This is a genomic window from Microbacterium sp. CBA3102, assembly GCF_007954505.1.
GTDB lineage: Bacteria > Actinomycetota > Actinomycetes > Actinomycetales > Microbacteriaceae > Microbacterium > Microbacterium aurugineum.
On record NZ_CP042412.1, the window covers coordinates 187924 to 208578 of the forward strand.

20 protein-coding genes and 1 pseudogene are annotated in these 20655 nt (G+C 70.0%); 11 read left to right on the forward strand and 10 right to left on the reverse strand.

What is annotated here, in order from left to right; genetic code table 11:
• Positions 1-24: 24 nt before the first annotated feature.
• Positions 25-1278, forward strand: coding sequence for an isochorismate synthase (locus FGL91_RS01010; protein WP_153242825.1), 1254 nt, complete (start codon positions 25-27; stop codon positions 1276-1278).
• On the opposite strand, the gene FGL91_RS01015 is transcribed toward FGL91_RS01010, so the two are convergent.
• The 3 genes from FGL91_RS01015 to FGL91_RS01025 are packed head-to-tail and all read right to left on the reverse strand — an operon-like array spanning position 1275 to position 4145.
• A complete protein-coding gene (locus FGL91_RS01015) occupies positions 1275-2117 on the reverse strand; it encodes a polyphosphate kinase 2 family protein (RefSeq protein ID WP_153242826.1) in 843 nt (280 codons plus the stop codon). The genes FGL91_RS01010 and FGL91_RS01015 overlap by 4 nt on opposite strands.
• A gap of 16 nt (positions 2118-2133) precedes the next feature.
• On the reverse strand, positions 2134-3780 hold the full coding sequence (gene menD / locus FGL91_RS01020) for a 2-succinyl-5-enolpyruvyl-6-hydroxy-3-cyclohexene-1-carboxylic-acid synthase (protein ID WP_153244638.1): 1647 nt from the start codon (positions 3778-3780) through the stop codon (positions 2134-2136).
• Positions 3781-3794: 14 nt separating this feature from the next.
• Positions 3795-4145, reverse strand: coding sequence for a PLD nuclease N-terminal domain-containing protein (locus tag FGL91_RS01025; RefSeq protein WP_047524129.1), 351 nt, complete (start codon positions 4143-4145; stop codon positions 3795-3797).
• Between the two features lie 75 nt (positions 4146-4220).
• Here FGL91_RS01025 and FGL91_RS01030 point away from each other — a divergent pair, with 75 nt between their 5' ends.
• From FGL91_RS01030 to FGL91_RS01050, 5 genes are all read left to right on the forward strand, one after another.
• Entirely contained in the window at positions 4221-4649 is a 429-nt protein-coding gene (locus tag FGL91_RS01030) for a hypothetical protein (protein ID WP_227991784.1), read from the forward strand.
• Positions 4650-4722: 73 nt separating this feature from the next.
• On the forward strand, positions 4723-5373 hold the full coding sequence (locus FGL91_RS01035; protein ID WP_153242827.1) for a DsbA family protein: 651 nt from the start codon (positions 4723-4725) through the stop codon (positions 5371-5373).
• 96 nt (positions 5374-5469) lie between these two features.
• The gene (locus FGL91_RS01040) at positions 5470-6276 is read left to right on the forward strand and encodes a tyrosine-protein phosphatase (protein WP_131492394.1); all 807 of its coding nucleotides are present in this window, start codon (positions 5470-5472) and stop codon (positions 6274-6276) included.
• Between the two features lie 51 nt (positions 6277-6327).
• Positions 6328-8406 carry a bifunctional lysylphosphatidylglycerol flippase/synthetase MprF gene (locus FGL91_RS01045; protein WP_153242828.1) on the forward strand — a complete coding sequence of 693 codons (2079 nt, stop codon included), beginning with the start codon at positions 6328-6330 and terminating at the stop codon, positions 8404-8406.
• 4 nt (positions 8407-8410) lie between these two features.
• Complete coding sequence (locus FGL91_RS01050; RefSeq protein ID WP_227991786.1) at positions 8411-9229, forward strand: nucleotidyltransferase domain-containing protein; 819 nt, start codon at positions 8411-8413, stop codon at positions 9227-9229.
• A 15-nt stretch (positions 9230-9244) separates the two neighbouring features.
• Here FGL91_RS01050 and FGL91_RS01055 read toward each other — a convergent pair whose 3' ends face one another.
• The 3 genes from FGL91_RS01055 to FGL91_RS01065 form a co-directional block, all read right to left on the reverse strand.
• A complete protein-coding gene (locus tag FGL91_RS01055) occupies positions 9245-10492 on the reverse strand; it encodes an RNA polymerase sigma factor (RefSeq protein ID WP_131492397.1) in 1248 nt (415 codons plus the stop codon).
• On the reverse strand, positions 10489-10857 hold the full coding sequence (locus FGL91_RS01060) for a YciI family protein (protein ID WP_131492398.1): 369 nt from the start codon (positions 10855-10857) through the stop codon (positions 10489-10491). The genes FGL91_RS01055 and FGL91_RS01060 overlap by 4 nt, the downstream gene beginning before the upstream one ends.
• Positions 10858-10919: 62 nt before the next feature.
• Positions 10920-11573, reverse strand: a complete 654-nt coding sequence (locus FGL91_RS01065; protein ID WP_153242829.1) for a DUF998 domain-containing protein — start codon at positions 11571-11573, stop codon at positions 10920-10922.
• A 178-nt stretch (positions 11574-11751) separates the two neighbouring features.
• Here FGL91_RS01065 and FGL91_RS01070 point away from each other — a divergent pair, with 178 nt between their 5' ends.
• The gene (locus FGL91_RS01070) at positions 11752-12228 is read left to right on the forward strand and encodes a hypothetical protein (protein WP_227991788.1); all 477 of its coding nucleotides are present in this window, start codon (positions 11752-11754) and stop codon (positions 12226-12228) included.
• A 97-nt stretch (positions 12229-12325) separates the two neighbouring features.
• Here the strand turns inward: FGL91_RS01070 and arfB are convergent, their stop codons facing one another.
• The gene (gene arfB, locus FGL91_RS01075) at positions 12326-12766 is read right to left on the reverse strand and encodes an alternative ribosome rescue aminoacyl-tRNA hydrolase ArfB (RefSeq protein ID WP_134352114.1); all 441 of its coding nucleotides are present in this window, start codon (positions 12764-12766) and stop codon (positions 12326-12328) included.
• Between the two features lie 122 nt (positions 12767-12888).
• On the opposite strand from arfB, the gene FGL91_RS01080 reads away from it, so the two are divergent.
• The 4 genes from FGL91_RS01080 (at position 12889) to dacB (ending at position 18319) form a co-directional block, all read left to right on the forward strand.
• Entirely contained in the window at positions 12889-14637 is a 1749-nt protein-coding gene (locus tag FGL91_RS01080; protein WP_153242830.1) for a sensor histidine kinase, read from the forward strand.
• Positions 14625-15287: a response regulator transcription factor gene (locus tag FGL91_RS01085; protein ID WP_153242831.1), complete on the forward strand. Its 663-nt coding sequence runs from the start codon at positions 14625-14627 to the stop codon at positions 15285-15287. Before FGL91_RS01080 ends, FGL91_RS01085 begins: the two co-directional genes overlap by 13 nt.
• A gap of 189 nt (positions 15288-15476) precedes the next feature.
• Complete coding sequence (locus FGL91_RS01090) at positions 15477-16742, forward strand: serine hydrolase domain-containing protein (RefSeq protein WP_153242832.1); 1266 nt, start codon at positions 15477-15479, stop codon at positions 16740-16742.
• Positions 16739-18319 carry a D-alanyl-D-alanine carboxypeptidase/D-alanyl-D-alanine-endopeptidase gene (gene dacB / locus FGL91_RS01095; protein WP_153242833.1) on the forward strand — a complete coding sequence of 527 codons (1581 nt, stop codon included), beginning with the start codon at positions 16739-16741 and terminating at the stop codon, positions 18317-18319. The genes FGL91_RS01090 and dacB overlap by 4 nt, the downstream gene beginning before the upstream one ends.
• Positions 18320-18352: 33 nt before the next feature.
• On the opposite strand, the gene FGL91_RS01100 is transcribed toward dacB, so the two are convergent.
• The 3 genes and pseudogenes from FGL91_RS01100 to FGL91_RS01110 form a co-directional block, all read right to left on the reverse strand.
• Positions 18353-19354 (reverse strand): TIGR00341 family protein, encoded by a 1002-nt coding sequence (locus FGL91_RS01100; RefSeq protein ID WP_047520937.1) that lies wholly within the window; start codon positions 19352-19354, stop codon positions 18353-18355.
• A gap of 122 nt (positions 19355-19476) precedes the next feature.
• Positions 19477-19552: pseudogene (locus FGL91_RS01105) on the reverse strand.
• Positions 19553-19637: 85 nt separating this feature from the next.
• Complete coding sequence (locus FGL91_RS01110) at positions 19638-20624, reverse strand: helix-turn-helix transcriptional regulator (RefSeq protein ID WP_131492405.1); 987 nt, start codon at positions 20622-20624, stop codon at positions 19638-19640.
• Positions 20625-20655: the final 31 nt, after the last annotated feature.

A 20655-nucleotide genomic window follows, 5' to 3' on the forward strand; every position in this document is an offset into this window, starting at 1 on the left:
CCCTGAGCGGCATAGGCTGGAACCGTGCACACCACCCCCCTGGTCGTGGAGACCCGAGAGATCGACCCGGTCGAAGATCTGCTCGCCTACACGGATCCCGCCCGCCCGCTCGCCTGGCTGCGGCGCGGGGACGGGATCGTCGCGGTCGGCGAGACGCTCGCGGAGATCCGCCCTCCGGCGCGTCCCGGCGGATCACGCGTCGAAGCCCTCGCGACGGCCTGGCGGGGACTGGCCGCCGAGGCCGAGATCACCGATCCGATCGGGCTCCCGGGCACCGGGCTGGTCGCCTTCGGTGCCTTCACCTTCGATGAGGCGTCGACGGCTGACAGCGTGCTCCTGGTGCCGACGCGCGTGCTCGGCCGACACGGCGACCGGTTCTGGGAGACCCGCATCCGCCTCGCCGACGCAGCAGTCCACGAGGATGCACTCGCCACAGAGCCGTACGGACCCCATTGGGCCGGCACGGTCGGACCGGGCGCGCAGACCCCTCAGCGCTACCAGGACGCGGTGCGCCGGGCCCTGACCCGCATCGCCGACGGCGAGCTGAGCAAGGTCGTGCTCGCGCGCGACCTGACCGGCAGCATCCCTGCGGGGTCCGACCTGCGTCGCCTCGTGCGCGCCCTCTCGACCGGCTACCCCGACACCTGGGCCTTCGCGGTCGACGGCCTGATCGGGGCGAGCCCGGAGACCCTGGTCACCGTGCACGACGGCACCGTCACGGCGCGTGTGCTCGCCGGCACGATCGGGCGCGGGGCCGACGCCGACGCCGACACCGCGGCATCCGCACACCTCGCTTCAAGCGTGAAAGACCTCGACGAGCACCAGTACGCGGTGCAGAGCGTGCTCGCATCGCTGCGCTCCCACACCAGAGCCCTGGCCGCGAGCGAACAGCCCTTCCTGCTGAAACTGCCCAACCTCTTCCACCTGGCGACCGATGTCGAGGGCGAGCTGGCCGACGGCGAGTCGGCCCTGGACCTGGTGCGCGTCCTGCACCCGACCGCAGCGGTCGCCGGCACCCCGACCCCGACGGCGATCGCCGCGATCCGCGACCTGGAGCCCTTCGATCGCGGACGCTACGCCGGGCCGGTGGGCTGGGTGGACGCGGCAGGCAACGGAGAATGGGCGATCGCCCTCCGGTGCGCGCAGTTCACGGCAGGCACCGACGCGATCGGGGTGACCGCCTACGCGGGTGCCGGGATCGTGGCCGGCTCCGACCCGGAGAGCGAGTTGCTCGAGACCCGGGTCAAGTTCCGCCCGCTCGTCGACGCCCTGGCCTAGCTCGCGGCGAGGCGCTCCTTCTCGGCCTCGACGTCGAAGTCGGCGACCGGCCACTGCGGATCGATGTCCTCGAGGGCCGCGAGCAGCAGCTCCTGCACCGCGAGGCGCGCATACCACTTGGCGTTCGCCGGGATCACGTGCCACGGGGCGGCCTCCGTCGAGGTGCGGTCGAAGACCCTCTGGTACGCCTCCATGTACTGCGACCACAGGAGCCGTTCGTCCACATCGCCGGGGTTGTACTTCCAGTGCTTGTCCGGCCGGTCGAGTCGCTCCATGAGCCGCGCCTTCTGCTCCTCCGGCGAGATGTGCAGCATGACCTTGATGATGCGTGTGCCCGACGCCGCCACCCGCGCCTCGAACTCGTTGATCGCGTCGTAGCGGCGCTCGATCTCCGCGGCGTCCGCGAGCCCGCGCACCCGCCCGATCAGGACGTCCTCGTAGTGGGAGCGGTCGAAGACGCCGATGAACCCCGGCTCGGGCAGGCGCTTCTCGACGCGCCACAGGAAGTCGTGGGCGAGCTCTTCCGGAGTCGGGGCCTTGAACGCGGCGAGCGCGACCCCCTGCGGATCGACACCCCCGACCACATGCCGCACGATCCCGCCCTTGCCTGCCGAGTCCATCGCCTGCAGCACGAGCAGCACCGCGTCCTTCGTCACGCCCACCCGGCTTTCGGCGAACAACCGCTCCTGCAGATCGTTGAGCGCGTCGAGCCCGGCCGCGAGATCGCGCACCCCGTGCGACTTGCCGCCGACATAGCCGGGCTTGGTGTCGGGGTCGAGGTCAGCGAGACGGAAACCCTCGTCGACGCGGAGCCGCTGCGTCCAGGTGTGCGCGTTCATACGCACATCCTGCCAGTCAACGCGGCAGCGGCACCTCGATGATCTGACGTCCGCCTCGCGGCGTGGTGAGCGCCTGATCCAGCGCGGTGCGGGTCGTGACCCGCTGGTACTCCCAGCCGTACGCCGACGCCAGGTGTTCCAGTCGCACGGTGTGCGGGGTGTAGAAGGCGCGATCGAGGTCGGCCGGGGGTGCGGAGGCGGCGACTTCCAGCGCGTCGAAGATCGTCCCGCCGCCGTCGTTGCCGACGATGACCTGGAGACGCGGTTCCGCCTCATCCGGCGGCAGCAGCAGGGCACCGACGTCATGCAGGAAGGCGAGGTCGCCCAGCAGCACCCTGGTCACGCCGGGAGCGCCCGCGGCCTGGCTGGCGAGGGCGATACCGGTCGCGGTCGCGATCGTGCCGTCGATCCCCGCGAGACCGCGGTTCGCGTGGACGGGCACCTTCTTGCCCCCGAGCACCTGGTCGGCCACGCGCACCAGCCGCGACGAGCCGAAGACGAGCCGATCGTGCGGCCAGGTGGCCCGCCACACGGCATCGACGAGCAGCTCGCGATCGAGCGGGCGCCGGACCGCGACGAGTTCGGCCTTCACGGCTTCCCGACGGGCGGCGAAGTCCGTGGAGGCGAGGCCTTCCGGATCCGGGGCGTTCTCGCTCAGGTCGACGGTCTCGGCGGCGGAGGCCTGGAGCCACGCACCGAGCCACGCACGATCGGCGGCACCGGAGGCGACCGTGGCGGCCCCGACGGCGCGCGTGCGGTGGTTCAGGTTGAGCTCCTCCCCTCCGCGACGGACGGCCACCACGTCGACATCCTGGCGCGAGAGCAGGGCCGTCGCTTCCCGGCTGAGGGTCGGGTGACCCAGCACGACCACGCGCTCGATACGTCCACCGAGCTCTTCCTGCGCGAGGAGGCGGCGATACCCGTGCACGATCTGCCGACCGAACCGGGCCCCGCTCACGATCTCGGCGATCAGCGGCCACCCACCGGCGTAGGCGATCTCCTCGGCGTCCGGCCCGGCATCGGCACCGGCCAGCACGACGGTGCGCGGACCCCGGGCGAGCTCGAACGAGTCGGCCGCACGCCGGACGGGCGTATCGCCGGGAGCAACCCTGACTTCGGGGAATGCGCCGGAGAGCGGCTCACGCGACGGCAGGTTCACGTGGACGGGTCCTGCGACGCCGGGAAGCGCATCGACGTCGCGCACGCCCATCGCCGCGGCCACCGCACGCTCGGCGAGCCCTGCCCACTCGCCGTCTCCCGGAACCGGCGCGTCGACCTGATCGCGCACCCAGGGGTGGAACAGACCGTTCTGCAGCGTCGCCTGGTTGGCACCGACGCCCCGCAGCTCGGGTGGGCGATCAGCGGTGAGCAGCAGCAGCGGCACGCCCGAGTGGAACGCCTCCATCACCGCGGGCAGCAGATTCGCGACGGCCGTCCCCGAGGTGCAGATCACCGCGGCGGGGACCTGCGTCTCCCTGGCGATGCCGAGCGCGGTGAAACCGGCGACCCGCTCATCGATGCGCACATGCACACGGAGGTGACCCTCATCCGCCAGACGCACCGCGGCGAGCGCGAGGGCCTGCGAACGCGAACCCGGGGAGACGACGACGTCGCGGACTCCATGGGCGACGAGATCGGCGAGCAGGGACGCCGCCGCATCCATCGCCGGCGACGAGCTCACGGGCGCGGGTCCGAGGCGGGAGGCTCGTCGGTCTCCTCGTCCAGGCGTGCGAGCTCCTCTTCGAGCCGGCGGATGCGCGCATCCTGCTCGGTCTTGTCGATGCTGCGCAGGAAGGCGGGATCGTCATCCGGGGCGATCACCGGGCGAGCACCGGAACCGTTGGCCCGCCGACGACCGATCACGAACCAGAGGATCCCCCCGATCACGGGGAGGAGCACCACGATGGCGATCCAGGCGGCCTTGGGCACGCCCCGGTGCCGCGTCGCCGGCTGCACAGCGCAGTCGACGATGCTGAACACCCAGAACACGGCGGCGAGGAAGCCGCCGATGATCAGTAGTCTCGCCACCCCTCCAGTGTAGGCATGTCCTCAGCGTCCGGGGTTCGGAGGAGGCAGAGGCGCCGTTGCTAGACTGCGCGGGAAATGCTGCCCTCATCGCCGGATCGGATGCCGCGAGCACGGGCCGAGCGGACGATGATCGCGCGTGTGGTCCTCGCCGTCGGTCTCGCGCTCCTGCTCGTCGTCGGCGCGTGGTCGACGTCGCGCGGCTCCGCCGAGGTGCACGCCACGCTCTGCCTCGCCTCCGGCACCACGGCGTCGACGGGCACGGAATCCGGCACCGCCGTGGTCGACGGCGCGACCGCGGTCGACGTCCTCACCGCCGACGCCGGGGTCTGCCTGGTCGTCGCGCTCTGCTGCGTCGCACTGGTGCTGCTGTTCCGGCGTCTCCGCGGTCGCGGCACACAGCTGCTCGTCTCGCGCGCCCCGCGCACAGCACCGCCGGCGCGCGCCGGACCGCGTCCTCTCCTCTCCGCACTCTCGCTCACACAGCTCTCGATCTCCCGCACCTGAACACCGACGCGTCCCTCGGGCCGCCTTCGCGCGGCATCCCCTTTCCCGTCGTACCCGTGTGTCTGGAGACCCCATGAAGAACTCTGTCAAAGCGACCCTGATCGCCATCGCCGTCGCCATCGTCCTGCTGATCGTCGCCCTCGTGTTCGCGCTCAACCAGCGCGCAGCCCCCACGCCGCCCGAAGGCGCGGAGCAGCAGACCGTCCGCACCGACTCGCACGTACTCGACGACGGGGGCGAGGGCGCCGTGACCGTCGTCGAGTTCCTCGACTTCGAGTGCGAGGCCTGCGGGGCGTTCTATCCCGTCGTCGAAGAGCTCCGGGAGAAGTACGACGGCGAGATCACCTACGTCGTCCGCTACTTCCCGCTCCCGGGTCACATCAACTCCACCCAGGCCGCCCTCGCCGCCGAGGCGGCGGCGCAGCAGGACCGATTCGAGGACATGTACCACCGACTGTTCGAGACGCAGGCGCAGTGGGGAGAGCAGGGTGAGGAGACACCCGAGGTGTTCCGCGCCTTCGCCGAGGAGCTCGGACTCGACATGGCCGCCTACGACGCGGCGATCGCGGATCCGGCGACGGCCGAGCGCGTGCAGGCGGACAAGGCCGACGGGGAGAAGATCGGTGTGACCAGCACCCCGACCTTCTTCGTGGACGGCGAGAAGGTCGTGCTCGAGACCTGGGACGACCCGGAGCAGGCGATCGAGAAGGCCCTGAACGGCTGAGTCCTGGCGCCCGTCACGGCAGCCACGCCGAGGGTGAAGGCCGGACACGAACCCCGATACTCTGAGATCAGATTCAGGGAGAGGGCCCGGACGACGATGGAACTGACTTCGCTTCTGCAGGGGACGCACAACGCCCGGGAACTCACCGGGTTGCCGGTCTCGGGAGGCGGGACCATCGCGTCCGGGCTCTTGTTCCGTGCCGATGCTCTCGCCGGACTGACCGACGATGGACTGCAGGCTCTGACGGATCTCGGCATCGGCACCGTGATCGATCTGCGTACGGATGCCGAGCGATCCCGTGCAGCCGACCGTCTCCCCGCGGACGGCAGCGTGACGCTTCTGCCGTTGCCCATGCAGGGCGGAGCGATGGACGAGATGGTGAAGCATCTGCTCCCTGCGGCCGGAAGCAAGAGCCTGTCGGTGACCCAGGTCGCCCAGCTCCTGAAGCAGGTGCCGACCCTGGAGGAGCTGTACATCGCGATCCTCACGGACAGCGCCGCGCAGTTCGCGACCGTGGCGCGCACGGTGCTCGACGCTGCGCGCACCCCCCGCCCCGGCGTCCTGTTCCACTGCACCGCGGGCAAGGATCGGACGGGTCTCGCTGCGGCGATCCTGCTCTCCGTCGCAGGCGTGCCGCGTGAGGCGATCGTCGGCGACTACACGGAGACCGAGAAGAACCTTGCGCTCGGATTCGCGGAAGCACTCACCGGCCTCATCACCTCGCTCGGCGTTCCCCTGACCCCCGGACTCAAGACGCTGGCGACCGAATCACCCGCCTCGGCCATCGAGGCGGCGCTGGACTGGATCGACGCGACTCACGGTGACGCCGCGGGCTACCTCCGCAGCGGCGGTCTGACGGACGACGAGGTCGCCGACCTGCGGCGGGTGCTACGCGGCGAGTAGTCCCGCCCCCGTATCTCCCCGCATCACCGGAGCCGTCGCTACGCTGATCGCATGACTGAGGAGCGCTCCCCCTCGCTGCACCCGCTGCCGGCGTTCGCGCGGCGGATCCCCGCGACGCTGACGATGGTGGTGCTGATCCTCGCCGTCGGGGTCATCTGGCGCGGCCTGTGGACACCGTTCGAGGACAGCGACCTGTTCCCTACCGTCGCCTACGGATTGCCCAATCTCGCCGAGGGGAAGTGGTGGACGCCGCTGACGGGCACGTTCTTCGTGAACCAGCCGTGGGTCTACGTGTTCACGATCGCCGGGTTCTGGGGCATGGCCTACCTGGAGTTCCGGCGCGGAACGCGCGTCGCCATCGCGTACTACGCGGTCGGCCAGCTGTTCGCGATCTTCGCCACCGCCCTGGTGCTCCTCGTGCTCTCCTCGTTCCCGTGGGCGTGGGCGACCACGCAGGCACAGGCGCTCGATGTCGGGGCCTCCGGAGGCACCATGGCCTGCATCGCTGCGGCGGTGGGCCTGTTCCGGCCACCGTGGCGGGTGCGCGGGTGGCTCATCCTGCTCGGCTTCGTCTTCATCGCGATGCTGTTCTGGGGCAAGCTCGCCGACCTCGAGCATCTGCTCGCCGTGCTGCTGATCCTCGTGGTGGATCGCACCCTGCGCGTGCGTCACACGACCGTCCGCGAGCAGAGGCTGATCGCGGTGATGGCGATCCTCGTGCTCGGTGCGGTCGAGATCATCACCACCCTCCTGCCGACCGACGGTCCGTTCGGTCCGACCGAGCCCGCCTCGGGCGGCTTCATCGACCTCGCCATCGACCTGGTCGTGATCCTGGTGCTCGTGAACGGGCTGCGTCGCGGACGACGCTGGACCTGGGTGCTCGCCCTCCTGCTCGGGATCCTCAACATCGTCACGGCCGCGCTCGTGCTGACGCTGATCACCGTCTTCAGCCAGGCCCAGGTCGACGTCCGCTGGGACGGCGAGACCGAGCTCGCCCTCGCGAACGGCTTCCTCTGGCTGATCATGCTCGTGTACCTGATCTGGGTACGCCGCGCGTTCCATGCCCGTCGGAAGTCCAAGCTCGGCACGCAGCCCTCCCCCACCGCGGACGACATGAAGCACGAACTGCGCACGCACGGCGGCGGCACCCTCTCGTGGATGACGACCTGGGACGGCAACAGCTACGCGCGTGTGCCCGGCGGCATCGTGGCGTACCAAAGGCGCAACGGCGTCGCGCTCGCGCTCGCCGACCCGATCGGCCCGGCGCATGCCCGTGCCGAGGCGGTGCAGGAGTTCATCCGCACGGCGGAACTCGCCGGTCTCGTCCCGTGCTTCTTCAGCGCGGACGAGGCCACCCGCGCCGCGGTCCCCTCGACCTGGCGGAGCATCGTCGTGGCGGACGACACGATCGTCGACCTGCCGGGACTCGAGTTCACGGGAAAGCGGTGGAACTCGGTGCGCACCTCGCTCAACAAGGCCGGGCGCGAGGACATGACCTTCCGGATGACCCACTTCAAGTCGGAACCGTGGGGGGTGCAGCAGCAGCTGCGGGCGATCTCGGAGGCATGGGTCGGCGACAAGGATCTGCCCGAGATGCGCTTCACCCTCGGCACGCTCGACGAGGCCGAGGATCCCGAAGTGCGGCTCGCCCTCGCGCTCGCCCCGAACGGCGACGTCGACGGCTTCCTCTCCTGGCTGCCCGTGTACGGCGACGACGGCGAAGTGCGGGGCTGGACCCTCGACCTCATGCGCCGCCGCGAGGGCGGGTTCGGCCCGGTGATGGAGTTCCTGATCGGCTCCTCCGCCCGGCAGTTCTCCGACGAGGGCGCACAGATCATGTCACTGTCCGGAGCGCCCCTCGCCCACGACTATCCCCCGGATGCCGGTGTGATCGCAGCGCTGAGCGACCGCCTCGCCGAGGCCTTGGAACCGGTGTACGGCTTCGGTTCGCTGCACCGGTTCAAGCAGAAGTTCCATCCCCGCTACGAGACCATGTACCTGCTCTTCCGCGACGAGAGCGACCTCACCCGCATCGGCGGTGCCCTCACCAGGGCGTTCCTGCCGGATGCGACTCTGCGGCAGTTCGCCGGCGCGGGGCTCGAACTCGTCCGCGGCGGCGGGAAGGACTGAGCCCGTGCTCGATGAAGGCCGCCTCCGCTCCATGGCCGACGACCTGGGCCGCGTCCCCGGCGTGCGCGCGGTCGCGCTGGGCGGGAGCCGCGCCCGCGGGACCCATCGCCCGGACTCCGACATCGACCTGGGACTGTACGTGGATGCGGACGTCGACCGCGCCGGTATCGCCCGCGTCGCGAGCAGCTGGACGGGCGAACACGTCGAGGTCGCCGAGCGCGGCGGATGGGGCCCCTGGGTCGACGGCGGTGCCTGGCTGATCGTGGACGGCGTGCCCGTGGACCTCATCCTCCGAGACGTGGAGCGGGTGACGGAGCAGTGCGCCCGCGCCGTCCGGGGCCAGTTCGCCTTCCATCCCCAGCCCGGGCACCCGCTCGGCTTCCTCGACGTCGCCTACGCGGGTGAGGTCGCGACGAGTGTGCCGCTGCGTGATCCGGACGGGCTGCTGGTCACTCTCGCGCGCGGGGTGACCCCGTACCCCGACGCGCTGCGGGAGGCGCTCCTCGCGAACCTCTGGCAGGTCGATTTCCTGCTGAATGCCGCGGTGAAGGGCGCGAAGGCCGGCGATGTCGCCTACGTGTCGCTGTGCGGCACCACGACGACCATGCTCACCGCGCACGGGTGGCATGCTGCCGCCGGCACCTGGGTCACGAACGAGAAGGGTCTCGTCCCGAACGTGGCCCGCCTTCCGATCGACACCGGCGGGTTCAGCGCGGCCGCAGCTGCCGCTCTCGGGAATCTGGGCTCCTCCGCCGAGGAGTTGCTCGCGGCGGTCGGCCGGTTGCGGGAGCTCCCGCGCCCCGGCGGCTCTGCAGCCGGCTGACCGGCAGAGGGGCGGTCACCCCCGGGCGCGCTCCTCGAGGTAGCGCTTCTCGACCTCATTGGCGGAACTCGCGGCGGCCTCCGCGAAGCCGGCCCGCGCCGCCGCATGCTCGCCGACCTCATCGAGCAGGTGCGCACGCACGATCCGCGCCCTGCTGGCCGTCAGCGGATCGGAGGACAGCGCGTGCTTCCGGTCGAGCTCGTCGAGCAGGGCCAGCCCCCGCCGCGCGCCGAAGGCACGGGAGACGGCGACCACACGACTGAGCCGGACGACGCCGGTCGGTTCGAGCCGTTCGAGCCAGAGGTAGAGCGCGGCGATCTGCGGCCAGTCCGTGTCGGCCGCGGTCGCGGCGTTCACGTGCACCGCACTGATCGCCGCTTGGAGCTGGAACGGACCGACCTGGCCCCGCTCCCACACGGCCTCGATCAGCCGCGACCCCTCCTCGATGAGCGTGCGATCCCAGGACGCCCGATCCTGATCGTCGAGCACGACCAGGACGTCGTCGATCTCGCGGGCCTCCCTTCGCGCCTCGGTCAGGAGCATGAAGGCGAGGAGCCCCTGCGCCTCCGGATCGTCGTCGCGTGCGGCCACGAGCATGCGAGCGAGACGGATCGCCTCGCTCGTCAGATCGACGCGGACGAGCGAGGGGCCCGCCGTCGCCGTGTACCCCTCGTTGAAGATGAGATAGAGGACGCGCTCGACCGCGGTGAGACGGGCATCGAGGTCATCGACACCGGCGAGCTCGAAGCGCGCACCCGCCCTGCGCAGTGTCTGCTTCGCCCGGCTGATCCGGGTGGCCATGGTCGCTTCCGGTACTCCGTAGGCGTGTGCGATCTCTGCGGTCGTCAAGCCGCCGACCGCGCGCAGGGTGAGCGCGATCTGCGACGACCCGGTCAGCGCGGGATGGCAGCACAGCACCAGCAGCTCGAGGCTGTCGTCTCGCGCGACGGGCGTGACGAACGCTCCGGCGACGTCACGGCGACGGGGATCGGACGCCAGCCACTCGTACTCGCGACGCCGATCCGCGTCCTCCGCGCGCAGGAGATCGATCAGCTTGCGGTAGCCCACCCGGATCAGCCAACCCCGCGGTTCCGCGGGGATGGCCTCGGCCTGCCACGTCCCGTGCGCTGCCAGCAGCGCCTCCTGCGTCGCATCCTCCGCCAGATCGAAACGTCCGAACCGACGGACCAGGGCACCGAGGACCTGCGGCGCCTCCTGTCGAAGGATCTCCTCGATCCGCCGACGGACGGTCGGTGACGTCACGCGAAGTCGTCACCCATGATCGGGCGGATCTCCATCGGCTCCCCGAGGACCGACACCATCTCCGCGACGATCTCCCGCGCCCGCTCGATGCCCGTGCACTCGATCACGGCGAAGCTCGCGAGCACCTCCTTCAGCTCGGCGAACGGACCGTCGGTCGCGACCGCACCCGATCCGGTCGGACGCACGGTGGTGGTCACGGCGGGATGCCCCAGTCCCTCGCTGAGGACGAACTCGCCCGAAGCGCGCAGCGACTCCTCGAAACGCTGATAGGCCGCGAAGGCATCCAGCGCCTCCTGGCTCGGGGTATCCGCCGTCTCAGCGTCCCAGGCGTCGGCGGGTGTATAGCTCAGCAACAGGAACTTCACTGTTCTCCTCCGGGGTCTCATGTCATCCGATGATGTCCGATACGTCTCTCCCACCGTACGGGTCATGCCGACCGCCGCACCCGAAGCGCCATCACACTCACCCATCCGAAGGCCACAGCACCGGTGATCGCGATCTGGATGCTGGACTCGGTGGGCGACATCGGCAGCAGGAGCACGACGGCGACCACCCCGTGACCGACCGCCGCTGCCCCATGACGCGCGCGGATCTCGCGGATCAGGAGTGTGATGGCGGCACCCGCGAGCGCGAGGAACGACAGCGCTGCGGCGGAGGTGTGCACGATCGAATGCCACGACATCGCGACGACGCCCTCCGGGGCGCCGACCGGGAATCCGTTCTGCGGATCCATCGGGAAGAGCCCGGCGAGGAGGAACGCCGCGCCGAAGATCCCGACGAAGATCGGTACCAGGCGTCGTCCGATGCCCTCGGTCCGCACCCGCCGGTAGGCGATGGCGAGCGCGATCCCGCCGAGGCCGGCGACGGCGAAGGTGAGCATCTGCACCCAGCCGACGGAGCCCGTCGCGAGTTGGCTCAGGGGATGGATGCGGATGTCGAACCCCTCCCTGGCGATCCCCTGGATGATCGACGACGCATAGAACACAGGACCGGCGACAGCAGCGAACAGCAGCAGCCGTTGCGTCGACGCCTTTCGCGGCGGGCGGACCTGCTCCGGAGCGGGCGCGGAATGGGTGGTCATGGTGGTTTCCTCTCCGATGCCCCGGGCGGCGCATCTGAAGACACCACGGTGCCGACCCGCAGATCTCGACATCCTCGCCGAGGACTTCTCGCCCATCGCCGTGTCGAGATTCCGAAGTCGGCTCCGTCGTGTCTGTGAGCGCGGCATCCGCCGGGCCGATTTCGAACAGGAGAGAATCATGACGGACCAGACGCAGACCGACAGCACACAGCTCGGCGACGATGAGGCCATGGGCGAACAGCCCCAGCCCGATCCCCGGCTGCGCGCCCTCGACCGGCTCGTCGGCGAGTGGGTGGTCGAGGGCGGGGCCCCCGGCACCGTGCGCTACGAGTGGATGCCCGGCGGGTACTTCCTCCTCCAGCACGTCGACCTCGAGCAGTTCGGCCAGCGGATCACCGGATTCGAGGTGATCGGCAACCTGCACCCGTTCGGCGAACCCGTCGGCGAGGACGTCGTCTCCCGCTTCTACGACTCGCTCGGCAACACCCTCGACTATGTGTACGAGCTCGAGGGTGACACGCTCACGATCTGGGGCGGGGTCAAGGGCAGCCCGGCGTACTTCCGCGGGACGTTCACGGAGGACGACCGGGTCATGGCCGGCGAGTGGGTCTATCCCGGTGGTGGCGGCTACCCCTCGACGATGACCAGGAAGTGAGCGCAGGCGTTCCCGTCGCACTTTCGATGGCTATCGGGCCGTTTGCGGGCAAAGTGCGACGGGAGCGCGGAAAGGAACCGCGCAGGTCGCTCCGCGCTCAGGAGTCGCGAGGCGGTCGACGCAGGTTCTTGGTCTCGGTGCGGCGCTGCTTCGCCTTCAGCCGACGCTCCTTCGAACCGCGAGTGGGTGCGGTCGGGCGACGCGGAGGAGCCGGCGGGCGCAGCGCCTCGGCCACCAGCGCGACGAGCCGATCCCGCGCGGCGTCTCGATTGCGCAGCTGTGCACGGTGCTCGGATGCCGCGATCGTGAGCACCCCGTCGACCAGACGCCCGCTGAGCCGGTCGAGCAGCCGATTCCGCTGATGCGGGGAGAGCACCGCCGAGTTCGCCGCATCCCAGACGAGCTCCGCCCGCGAATCGGCGGTGTTGACACCCTGCCCGCCGGGTCCCGACGACCGCGAGAAGCGCCACGACAGCTCGGACTCGGGGATGGTGAGGCCCGACGAGACCCGCAGACCGGGGCGATGGGCAGAAGGCATACCTCCATCATCGGCCCTTGCGAGGCCGCACTCGACGACGACCGCTGTCCGGTTGCTCTGCGGCACCCCCGTCCGCCAGTGTGGAAGCACACCGACCCGTCCTGCTCACCGAGAGACCCTTCGTGTCTGCCCCCGTCTCGCCCCTCACCAGCCCCACACCGCGACGCCTGCAGGGCGGCCGCACGGGGTCGCTCGAACTCGCCCTGATGGTCGTCGCCGTCTTCACGGCCCTGCTCGGAATCATCGTGATCGCCGTCGGCTCCGAGCAGAGTGGCGAGCCGTTCGCCGTGCTGGCTTTCGTCGCACTCGCGTGGATCTGGGCGGGCGCGGGGATCTGCGCGTGGTGGCGGCGGCCGACCAACGGCATCGGTGGTCTGCTCCTGGTCGGTTCTCTTTCGATCTTCCTCATGAGCACCGGCGTTCTCGGCCCTCCCTCGATGAACTGGCTCAACGCGATCTTCGCGACGACGCCGCTCGGCGTCGCGATCCATCTGCTGCTCGCGTTCCCTTCCGGGCGCGTCCGTGGCCGACTCTCGGCGACCGCGGTCGTGCTCGGCTACGTGACCTGCATCGTCTTCGACACGGCACGTGCGCTCACGACCGGCACCCCGGCGTTCGAACCGCTGTCATTCGTGCAGAGCGTGCTCGGCGTCACGGCCATGGCCATGACCGCGGTGGTGCTCGCCCAGCGCTTGCAGTCCGCGGATGCGGCGCATCGGCGACGCCTGCTCCCTCTCTACACGTACGGACTTCTCGCGGTGATCTGCCTGCCGCTCATCCCGAACGTCCTGTTGCCGATGGGACTCGACTTCGACATCGTCATCTCCTTGCAGTGCGTGCTTCTCGCGGGACTGCCGATCGCGTTCCTCTTCGGGGTCCTCCGCGGCGGTTTCTCCCGCACGGCTCCCCTCGAAGCACTGAGCGAATGGCTTGCGATCCGAGGAGCGAGCCGTCCGGCCGTCGCGCAGGCGCTGGCGACGACGGTCGGGGATGACACCCTGCGGGTCTCCTACTGGGATGCCGCGAAAGGACAGTATGTCGACGAACGCGGTGAGCAGGTGCTCCGGGACCAGCTGCTCTCCGACCGCGACCGCGCATGGCTTCAGGTGAGAGTGGATGACGACGTCGTCGGGGCGGTCGACTACGACGCCCGGATGATCGCCGAGCCAGGACCCGTGCGTCGCGCCGCCGAAGTCCTCGCCATCGCCCTCGATCGCGAACGCCTGACCGCGCAGCTCCTCGTCAGCAACCAAGCTCTCAGCCGGTCGCGGGTCCGCCTCGTCGAAGCCGCCGACCGTGAACGCTCGCGCATCGCGCGCGATCTGCACGACGGGTTGCAGATGCAGCTCGTCCTCCTCGCCATCGAAGCACAGACCATCGCGAACACAGCAGGCGGATCCGCCGTGACCGATGACATCGAGAAGCTGCGTCGGGGGATCGACCTCGCCGCCGCCGACCTGCGTCGCCTCGTCCACGACGTGCTGCCGGCCGCCCTGCTCGAGCGGGGTCTCCTCGCCGCCACCGAAGACCTGATGGACCGGTTGTCGGTGCCGACGACGCTCGAGGCGGACGTCGACGAGACGATGATCTCGACGTCCACCGCCCACACCGCGTACTTCATCATCGCGGAGGCCTTGGCCAACACCGTCAAGCACGCCGGAGCCTCCCGGGTCCGCATCGCCCTGACACAGCGCGACGGGCGGATCTCGCTCGACGTGGAGGATGACGGGGTCGGCGGCGCGCGGATCGGCGCAGGAGCGGGCCTGCGCGGCCTCGCCGACCGGGTGGACGCGCTCAGCGGCACGATCTCGATCCGCTCGGAGCCGTTGCGCGGCACCCGCGTCCGCGTGGAGCTGCCATGCGCGTCGTGATCGGCGAGGACGAAGTGCTGCTGCGCACCGGCATCGCCCACATCCTCTCGAACGACGGGTTCGATGTGCTCGCCACCGTCGGCGACGCGTTCCACCTCGAACAGGAGGTGGAACGACACCGCCCCGACCTCGTCCTCACCGACATCCGGATGCCGCCGACGCACACCGACGAGGGACTGCTCGCCGCCGTACGGATACGTCGCGCCCGTCCGAACCTCGGCGTGGTCGTGGTCTCCCAGCACGTGCAACGCCGGTACGCCACCGAGCTCCTCGAGGGCGGCGGCGGTTTCGGGTACCTGCTCAAACAACGGATCGCCGATGTCCACACGTTCACGACCGATCTCCGTCGTGTCGCCGCCGGTGGCACCGCCCTCGATCCCGAGGTCGTCTCGGTGCTGGTGGCACGTGCGAGCCGCGGCGCATCGGCCGTCGCGCGTCTCACGCCGCGTCAGGTCGAAGTGCTCGAGTTGATGGCGCAGGGACGCAGCAACGCGGCCATCGCCGCACAACTCGTGTTGAGCGAGAAGGCCGTCGTGCAGCACACCTCCAGAATCTACGACGCGCTCGGCCTCCCCGTCGACGCGGACGATCATCGTCGCGTGCTCGCCGTCCTCCGCCATCTCCAGGCGGCGCCCCCGCCCGCGACCTGAGGCACTGAGCGCGGGCGGACCGAACGGTCCCCTCCCTCCAGGCCCCAGCCTCACCGGCGCGTTCCCCGGCGGCCATAGACCTGAGTCGCCATTCCGAAGAGGCGACCGGGGTCCATTGCTGCGGGCGCCGCTGTGCACCACAGTGGCTGGGGTGGGCCATCGCCCGCCGAATCTCACGCTGGGAGACCCATGACGCACCGCACCCGACGCCCGCTGCTCACGTCTGCGCGCACGCGCGCACGCGCGCGGGCTCCCCGGACCGACGCTGACGGTGCCCGCGCGCGGGCCGTCACCGGTCTCGCCACAGTCGCGATCTTCGCCGTGCTGCTGGCGGGGTGCAGCGGGGCACCGACACCGGCAGCGAGCACCAGCGGCGGTTCCGAGACCTCTGGCACGCTCCGCCCCGCGGCGCCCGAGGGTACGCTGCCCGACGAGACGCAGACCGCGCTGCAGCAGATCGTCGACCAAGCGATGGCCGAGTACGCGGTGCCCGGCGCCGCGGTCGGCGTATGGATTCCGGGCGAGGGCTCGTGGACCTCGGCCTTCGGCCTCGCCGACATCGAGGGCGAGGTGCCGGTATCGCTCGACATGACCTGGCCCCTGCGAAGCGTCACCAAGTCGTACACCGTGACCCTGATCCTCCAGCTCGTCGACGCGGGCGAGATCAGCCTCGACGACACGATCGACCAGTACGTCGACGGCATCACGAACGGTGACAGCATCACGATCCGCCAGCTCGCCGACATGTCGAGCGGCAACGCGGATTACACCACGACCGAGGGCTTCGGCGCGGCCTACAGCGCCGACGAGTCGACGATCTTCACCCTCGACCAGCTCAACGAATTCCTCGTCGACCAGCCTGCGCAGTTCGCACCGGGCACGCAGCGGATCTACACGAATGCGAACACCAACCTCCTCGGTGCGGTCGTCGAGCAGGTCGCAGGACAACCGTTCGAGGCGGCACTCGACGAGCGGATCCTGGAGCCGCTCGGACAGAACGGCACACGGTACACCCTGGATGCCACGACGTGGACCGAGCATCCGCTCGGCTACGTGATGCTGGACGGCGAGCAGGTCGTGCAGAACGACAACCTGTCGATCTACGGACCGGCCGGGTCGATGGTGTCCACGCTCGACGACGCCCGTGTCTGGGCGGAAGCGCTGGGCTCCGGCCTCCTCCTCGAGCCCTCCACACAAGCCGAACGCCAGGACGGGGCACCCCTCGACCAGGGACCTCCCTACGATCGATACGCCCTGGGCATCGGTGAGACGAAGGGCTGGTGGGGGCACAACGGCGAGGGCTTGGGCTTCACCGCGGCGGTGTTCCACGACCCCGAGACGGGCACGAACGTCGCCGTGTTCATGAACGAATCGAACGTGGTTCCGAAGGCGCATCCTGCGGATCAGACGTTCCGCCGGATCGCCGATCTCCTCGCCGATCGGAACGCCGAATGAACGCCGCGGTCTTCCTCCGGCGCGGCGCCACGGTCGCGGCGGTGTCGGCACTCGTCCTCGCCGGCACGACCGCGTGCACCACGGAGGCCCCCACCGACCCCTGGGCCGTCGACGGCCTTCCGGACGCCGCGCTGGACGTGATGAACCAGGACCGGTACGAGCACGCCACCTGGTCGATCGCCGTGCACGACCTCGAGACCGGAGAGGTGCTCATCGATCTCGGCGCGGACCGGATGGTGGAGCCCGGCTCCTTCGCCAAGACCTACAGCGCCGGAGCCGCATGGCTCGAGTGGGGTCCTGACCACACCATCACGACACCGGTCAAGCGCACCGGCGAGGTCACGGCTGGTGTCCTCGCCGGCGATCTCGTGCTCGTGGGGATGGGCGACCTCACGATGGGTGGACGCACGAAGGACGACGGAGGCGTGGACTTCACGAACCTCGACCACAACGACGCGAACTTCCTCCCCGGCTCGACGCTCACGCCCCAGGATCCCCTCGGCGGGCTGAACGATCTCGCCGCGCAGGTGAAGGCGTCGGGCATCGATTCGGTCGTCGGTGACGTGGTGGTGGACGACCGTCTCTTCACGGGCACGCTCGGCGGGCAAGCGGTGACCCCGACCATCATCAACCAGAATCTGGTCGACGTGATGGTGCAGCCGACGGAGCCCGGAGAGCCGGCCGGCACGACGTTGACCCCCGCCGTCTCACCGTGGACCGTCACCTCGACCGTCGAGACCGTGGAGGCCGGGGGCACGACCGACATCACCATCGACGAGTCCTCGCACGACGGCGAAGTCGTCCTGTCGGGCACCATCGCGGCCGACAGCGAGCCGCAGCTCAAGGTCTATGCGTTCGACGACCCCGCCACCTTCGCACGCACGGCGTTCATCGAAGCCCTCGGGCGCGCCGACGTCGCGGTGGCCGCCGATCCGCTCGCCACGAACCCCGGGACGGAACTCGCCGAGCGCGCGGAGGTCGACACCATGCCGACGGTCGCGGAGCTGGAGTCACTCCCCCTCGCGGAGGAGGTCACGTATGTCATGAAGATCAGCTACAACCGCGGTGCGCAGACGCTCATCTGCCGTCTCGCGGTGGAGCGCGGCGACTCGGAATGCGACGCGGGCATGCCGATCGCCGGCGAGATCTGGAAGGACGCCGGGCTCGACGTCACCGGAGCAGCGCTCATCGACGGCTCGGGTCTCGAGGGGAACTACGTGACACCGGCGAATGCCCTGCAGATCCAGACGTTGATGGCCCAGCGCCCCGACGCCGAGCGCTGGAAGGCCACGCTGCCGGTGCTCGGCGTCGACGGCTCGCTCGCGATGGTCGAGGCCGACGGTCCGGCCGCCGGCAAGGTGTTCGCGAAGACCGGCACCCTCCTCAACTGGGACGCCTTCAACCAGCGCTTCCGACTCGCCACCAAGACACTCGGCGGCGTCATGGAGACGGCGTCCGGACGCGACCTCGCTTTCACGATCATCGTCACCCAGGGGTTCTTCGACGACCCGGACGGCATCCTCGACGCGAATGACGACGTCGGCGCCGTGACCGCGATCATCCAGCAGGCCTTCTGACGTCGCGCGGTCGTTCCCGACGGATGGGGGTGCTCACTGCACGACGAGCTCGGTCCCCTGACCCGCGTCGACGACGACCCCGATGTACGAGGGCACGGTCTTGGCGATCTCCTCCTGAAGGTCGTCCAGCGGCGGAGTCGAGCCGTCTGGGGTGGTGAGGGAGACCGTGGCCGTCAGCCCGCTCCACTGCACCGGCCCGTGGATGTGACCGCCGCTCTCGTCTCCGAGCCAGTCGGCCGTCACATTCCGGATGCTGACCGACCAGCGGGCGACCGCGATCGAGGCGATCGAGTTCGCCGCCAGCGGGAGAGCGATGATCAGGGCCAGCGTCACGACGATCGCATAGGCCCGGCGCCGATCGGCGGTGGGCGATGACCCGGGGTCCCGCGCGTACCCTGCCACCGTGAACACGATGCTGCCCGCGATCACCAGCGCGAACACGTTCGAGAGGAAGAGGACGAGAGCACCGAGCGCCTCGGGCCACTGCCCCTGCCCCGCGCACACGCCGACCACGCCGAGCGGCGGCACGAGGGAGATCGCGATCGCGACGCCCGGCATCACCGCGCTCAGGTCCTTGCGGCACATCGCGAATCCGCCGGCGAACCCGGTCGCCAGCGCGGCCATCAGATCCATCAGGCTCGGCGAGGTCCGTCCGATCACCTGCGAGTTGGTGGACAGGCTCTCCGGGGTCGCGACGAAGACCGCGAACACCAATCCGAGCGCGATGACGATGACGACCCCGCTGAGGACCCACAGGATTGACGAGAGGACCCTCCGCGGATGGCCGGTGACGATCCCCCAGGCGATGCCGAGGATCGGTGTGCCCAGTGGGGCGATGATCATCGCCCCGATCACGGTCGCCGTCGAGTCGGTCAGCACTCCCGCGATCGCGATCACGCCGGAGAGCGTGAGCATTATGAGGAAGCCCGTCCGCTTGCTGAGGGCGTCTCCGGCGCCCAGGTTCAGCGCATCGTCCAGCGCCTCGGCCGACAGCCGCTGCGACGGCGGGATCAGAGTCTGCGTCAGTCTCGACATGCCGCGGACCCCGTCTCCGCGCCTCGTGTTCTCGTCATGACCGAAAGCTAGGCACGCGGACCCCTGCGCGCAAGATCCCCTCGCCCGCACGGGAGGAGGAGTGGCGGACCGTCAGGAAGAAGTGGACGCGACGGCGGGAGTCGAACCCGCAACGCCGTCAGGTATGAGCTGAGGCCCGGGACCACCCGGATCGCCGCGATGCGAACGACGTTACCCGGCCGTGATCTTCCTCGCTAGAACCGTTTCCTGGGATGACGCTCCGAGTCTTCGGATGACCGGCCCGTCACTCGAGTTCATCCGGCGCAGCAGCGTCGAGGGCGCGCAGCAGCCGTCCGACGGCCTCGCGCAGCTCGCTGCGATGCGGCTCGGACAGCGCCACCGTGTACTCGACCCCCTCGGGGATCCAGAGCAGTCCATACATGGCCTCCCGCCAATCGGAGCCGCCGACCGGCCAGTGCGTGCGGTCGTCGCCCACGGGCGTCGCCCCCTCCCACCACGGCCCGAAACGCTCCTGCACCTCGGCGAGCGGCAGCTCCATCACGGCCGCTGCCGTGACGTTCTGCGGCGACCAGGACGCCGCCACGAGCACGCGCTCTTCGATCTCCTGTTCGGTGATCTCGTGCCGGCTGAACAGCACGCGGGTGTGCTCGACCGACACGATGCGGTCCACTCGGAAAGTGCGCCAATCGTCACGATCGAGATCCCAACACAGCAGGAACCACTTGCGGCCGGCCGGTGCGAGAGCATGTGGCTCGACCCGGCGGACGCTCTCCTGCCCTTCCCCGTCCACGTAGCGCAGCCGCAACCGTTCTGTGTCGCGCGTGGCGAGGGCGATCTCTCCGAGCACCTCCGGCGAGACCACCGGAGCATCGCCGATACGGGGCGCCTGCACCGACGCGGCGAGCGCGTTGACCCGCTGTCGCAATGCCGAAGGCAGCACCTGTTCGAGCTTCGCGAGCGCCGTGAGCGTGACATCCGGCCCCCCGACCAGCTGCTGAGTGGCAGCCACCCGCAGCCCGATGGCCATGGTCACCGCCTCATCGTCGTTGAGCAGCAGTGGCGGCACGGCGCTCCCGGCCTCCAATCGATAACCACCCGCAGCCCCGGGCGTCGACTCCACCCGGTAACCGAGCTCCCGCAGACGATCGACGTCGCGACGCACTGTGCGCTCGGTGACGCCCAGGCGTGTCGCGAGCTCGGCTCCCGGCCAATGTCTGTGCGTCTGCAGCAGATTGAGCAGAGCGAGGGCGCGGGTGGTCGTGTCGGTCATGCGTCACAGATTGCCAGACAACGAGGACGAG

What these genes read in the sequence shown, in the direction of transcription:
- FGL91_RS01015 (WP_153242826.1), bottom strand. Translation starts at nt 2,117, where the DNA reads ATGAACGCGCACACCTGGACGCAGCGGCTCCGCGTCGACGAGGGTTTC.
- menD (WP_153244638.1), bottom strand. Translation starts at nt 3,780, where the DNA reads ATGGATGCGGCGGCGTCCCTGCTCGCCGATCTCGTCGCCCATGGAGTC.
- FGL91_RS01030 (WP_227991784.1), top strand. Translation starts at nt 4,221, where the DNA reads ATGCTGCCCTCATCGCCGGATCGGATGCCGCGAGCACGGGCCGAGCGG.
- FGL91_RS01035 (WP_153242827.1), top strand. Translation starts at nt 4,723, where the DNA reads ATGAAGAACTCTGTCAAAGCGACCCTGATCGCCATCGCCGTCGCCATC.
- FGL91_RS01040 (WP_131492394.1), top strand. Translation starts at nt 5,470, where the DNA reads ATGGAACTGACTTCGCTTCTGCAGGGGACGCACAACGCCCGGGAACTC.
- FGL91_RS01045 (WP_153242828.1), top strand. Translation starts at nt 6,328, where the DNA reads ATGACTGAGGAGCGCTCCCCCTCGCTGCACCCGCTGCCGGCGTTCGCG.
- FGL91_RS01065 (WP_153242829.1), bottom strand. Translation starts at nt 11,573, where the DNA reads ATGACCACCCATTCCGCGCCCGCTCCGGAGCAGGTCCGCCCGCCGCGA.
- FGL91_RS01070 (WP_227991788.1), top strand. Translation starts at nt 11,752, where the DNA reads ATGACGGACCAGACGCAGACCGACAGCACACAGCTCGGCGACGATGAG.
- arfB (WP_134352114.1), bottom strand. Translation starts at nt 12,766, where the DNA reads ATGCCTTCTGCCCATCGCCCCGGTCTGCGGGTCTCGTCGGGCCTCACC.
- FGL91_RS01085 (WP_153242831.1), top strand. Translation starts at nt 14,625, where the DNA reads ATGCGCGTCGTGATCGGCGAGGACGAAGTGCTGCTGCGCACCGGCATC.
- FGL91_RS01090 (WP_153242832.1), top strand. Translation starts at nt 15,477, where the DNA reads ATGACGCACCGCACCCGACGCCCGCTGCTCACGTCTGCGCGCACGCGC.
- dacB (WP_153242833.1), top strand. Translation starts at nt 16,739, where the DNA reads ATGAACGCCGCGGTCTTCCTCCGGCGCGGCGCCACGGTCGCGGCGGTG.
- FGL91_RS01100 (WP_047520937.1), bottom strand. Translation starts at nt 19,354, where the DNA reads ATGTCGAGACTGACGCAGACTCTGATCCCGCCGTCGCAGCGGCTGTCG.
- FGL91_RS01110 (WP_131492405.1), bottom strand. Translation starts at nt 20,624, where the DNA reads ATGACCGACACGACCACCCGCGCCCTCGCTCTGCTCAATCTGCTGCAG.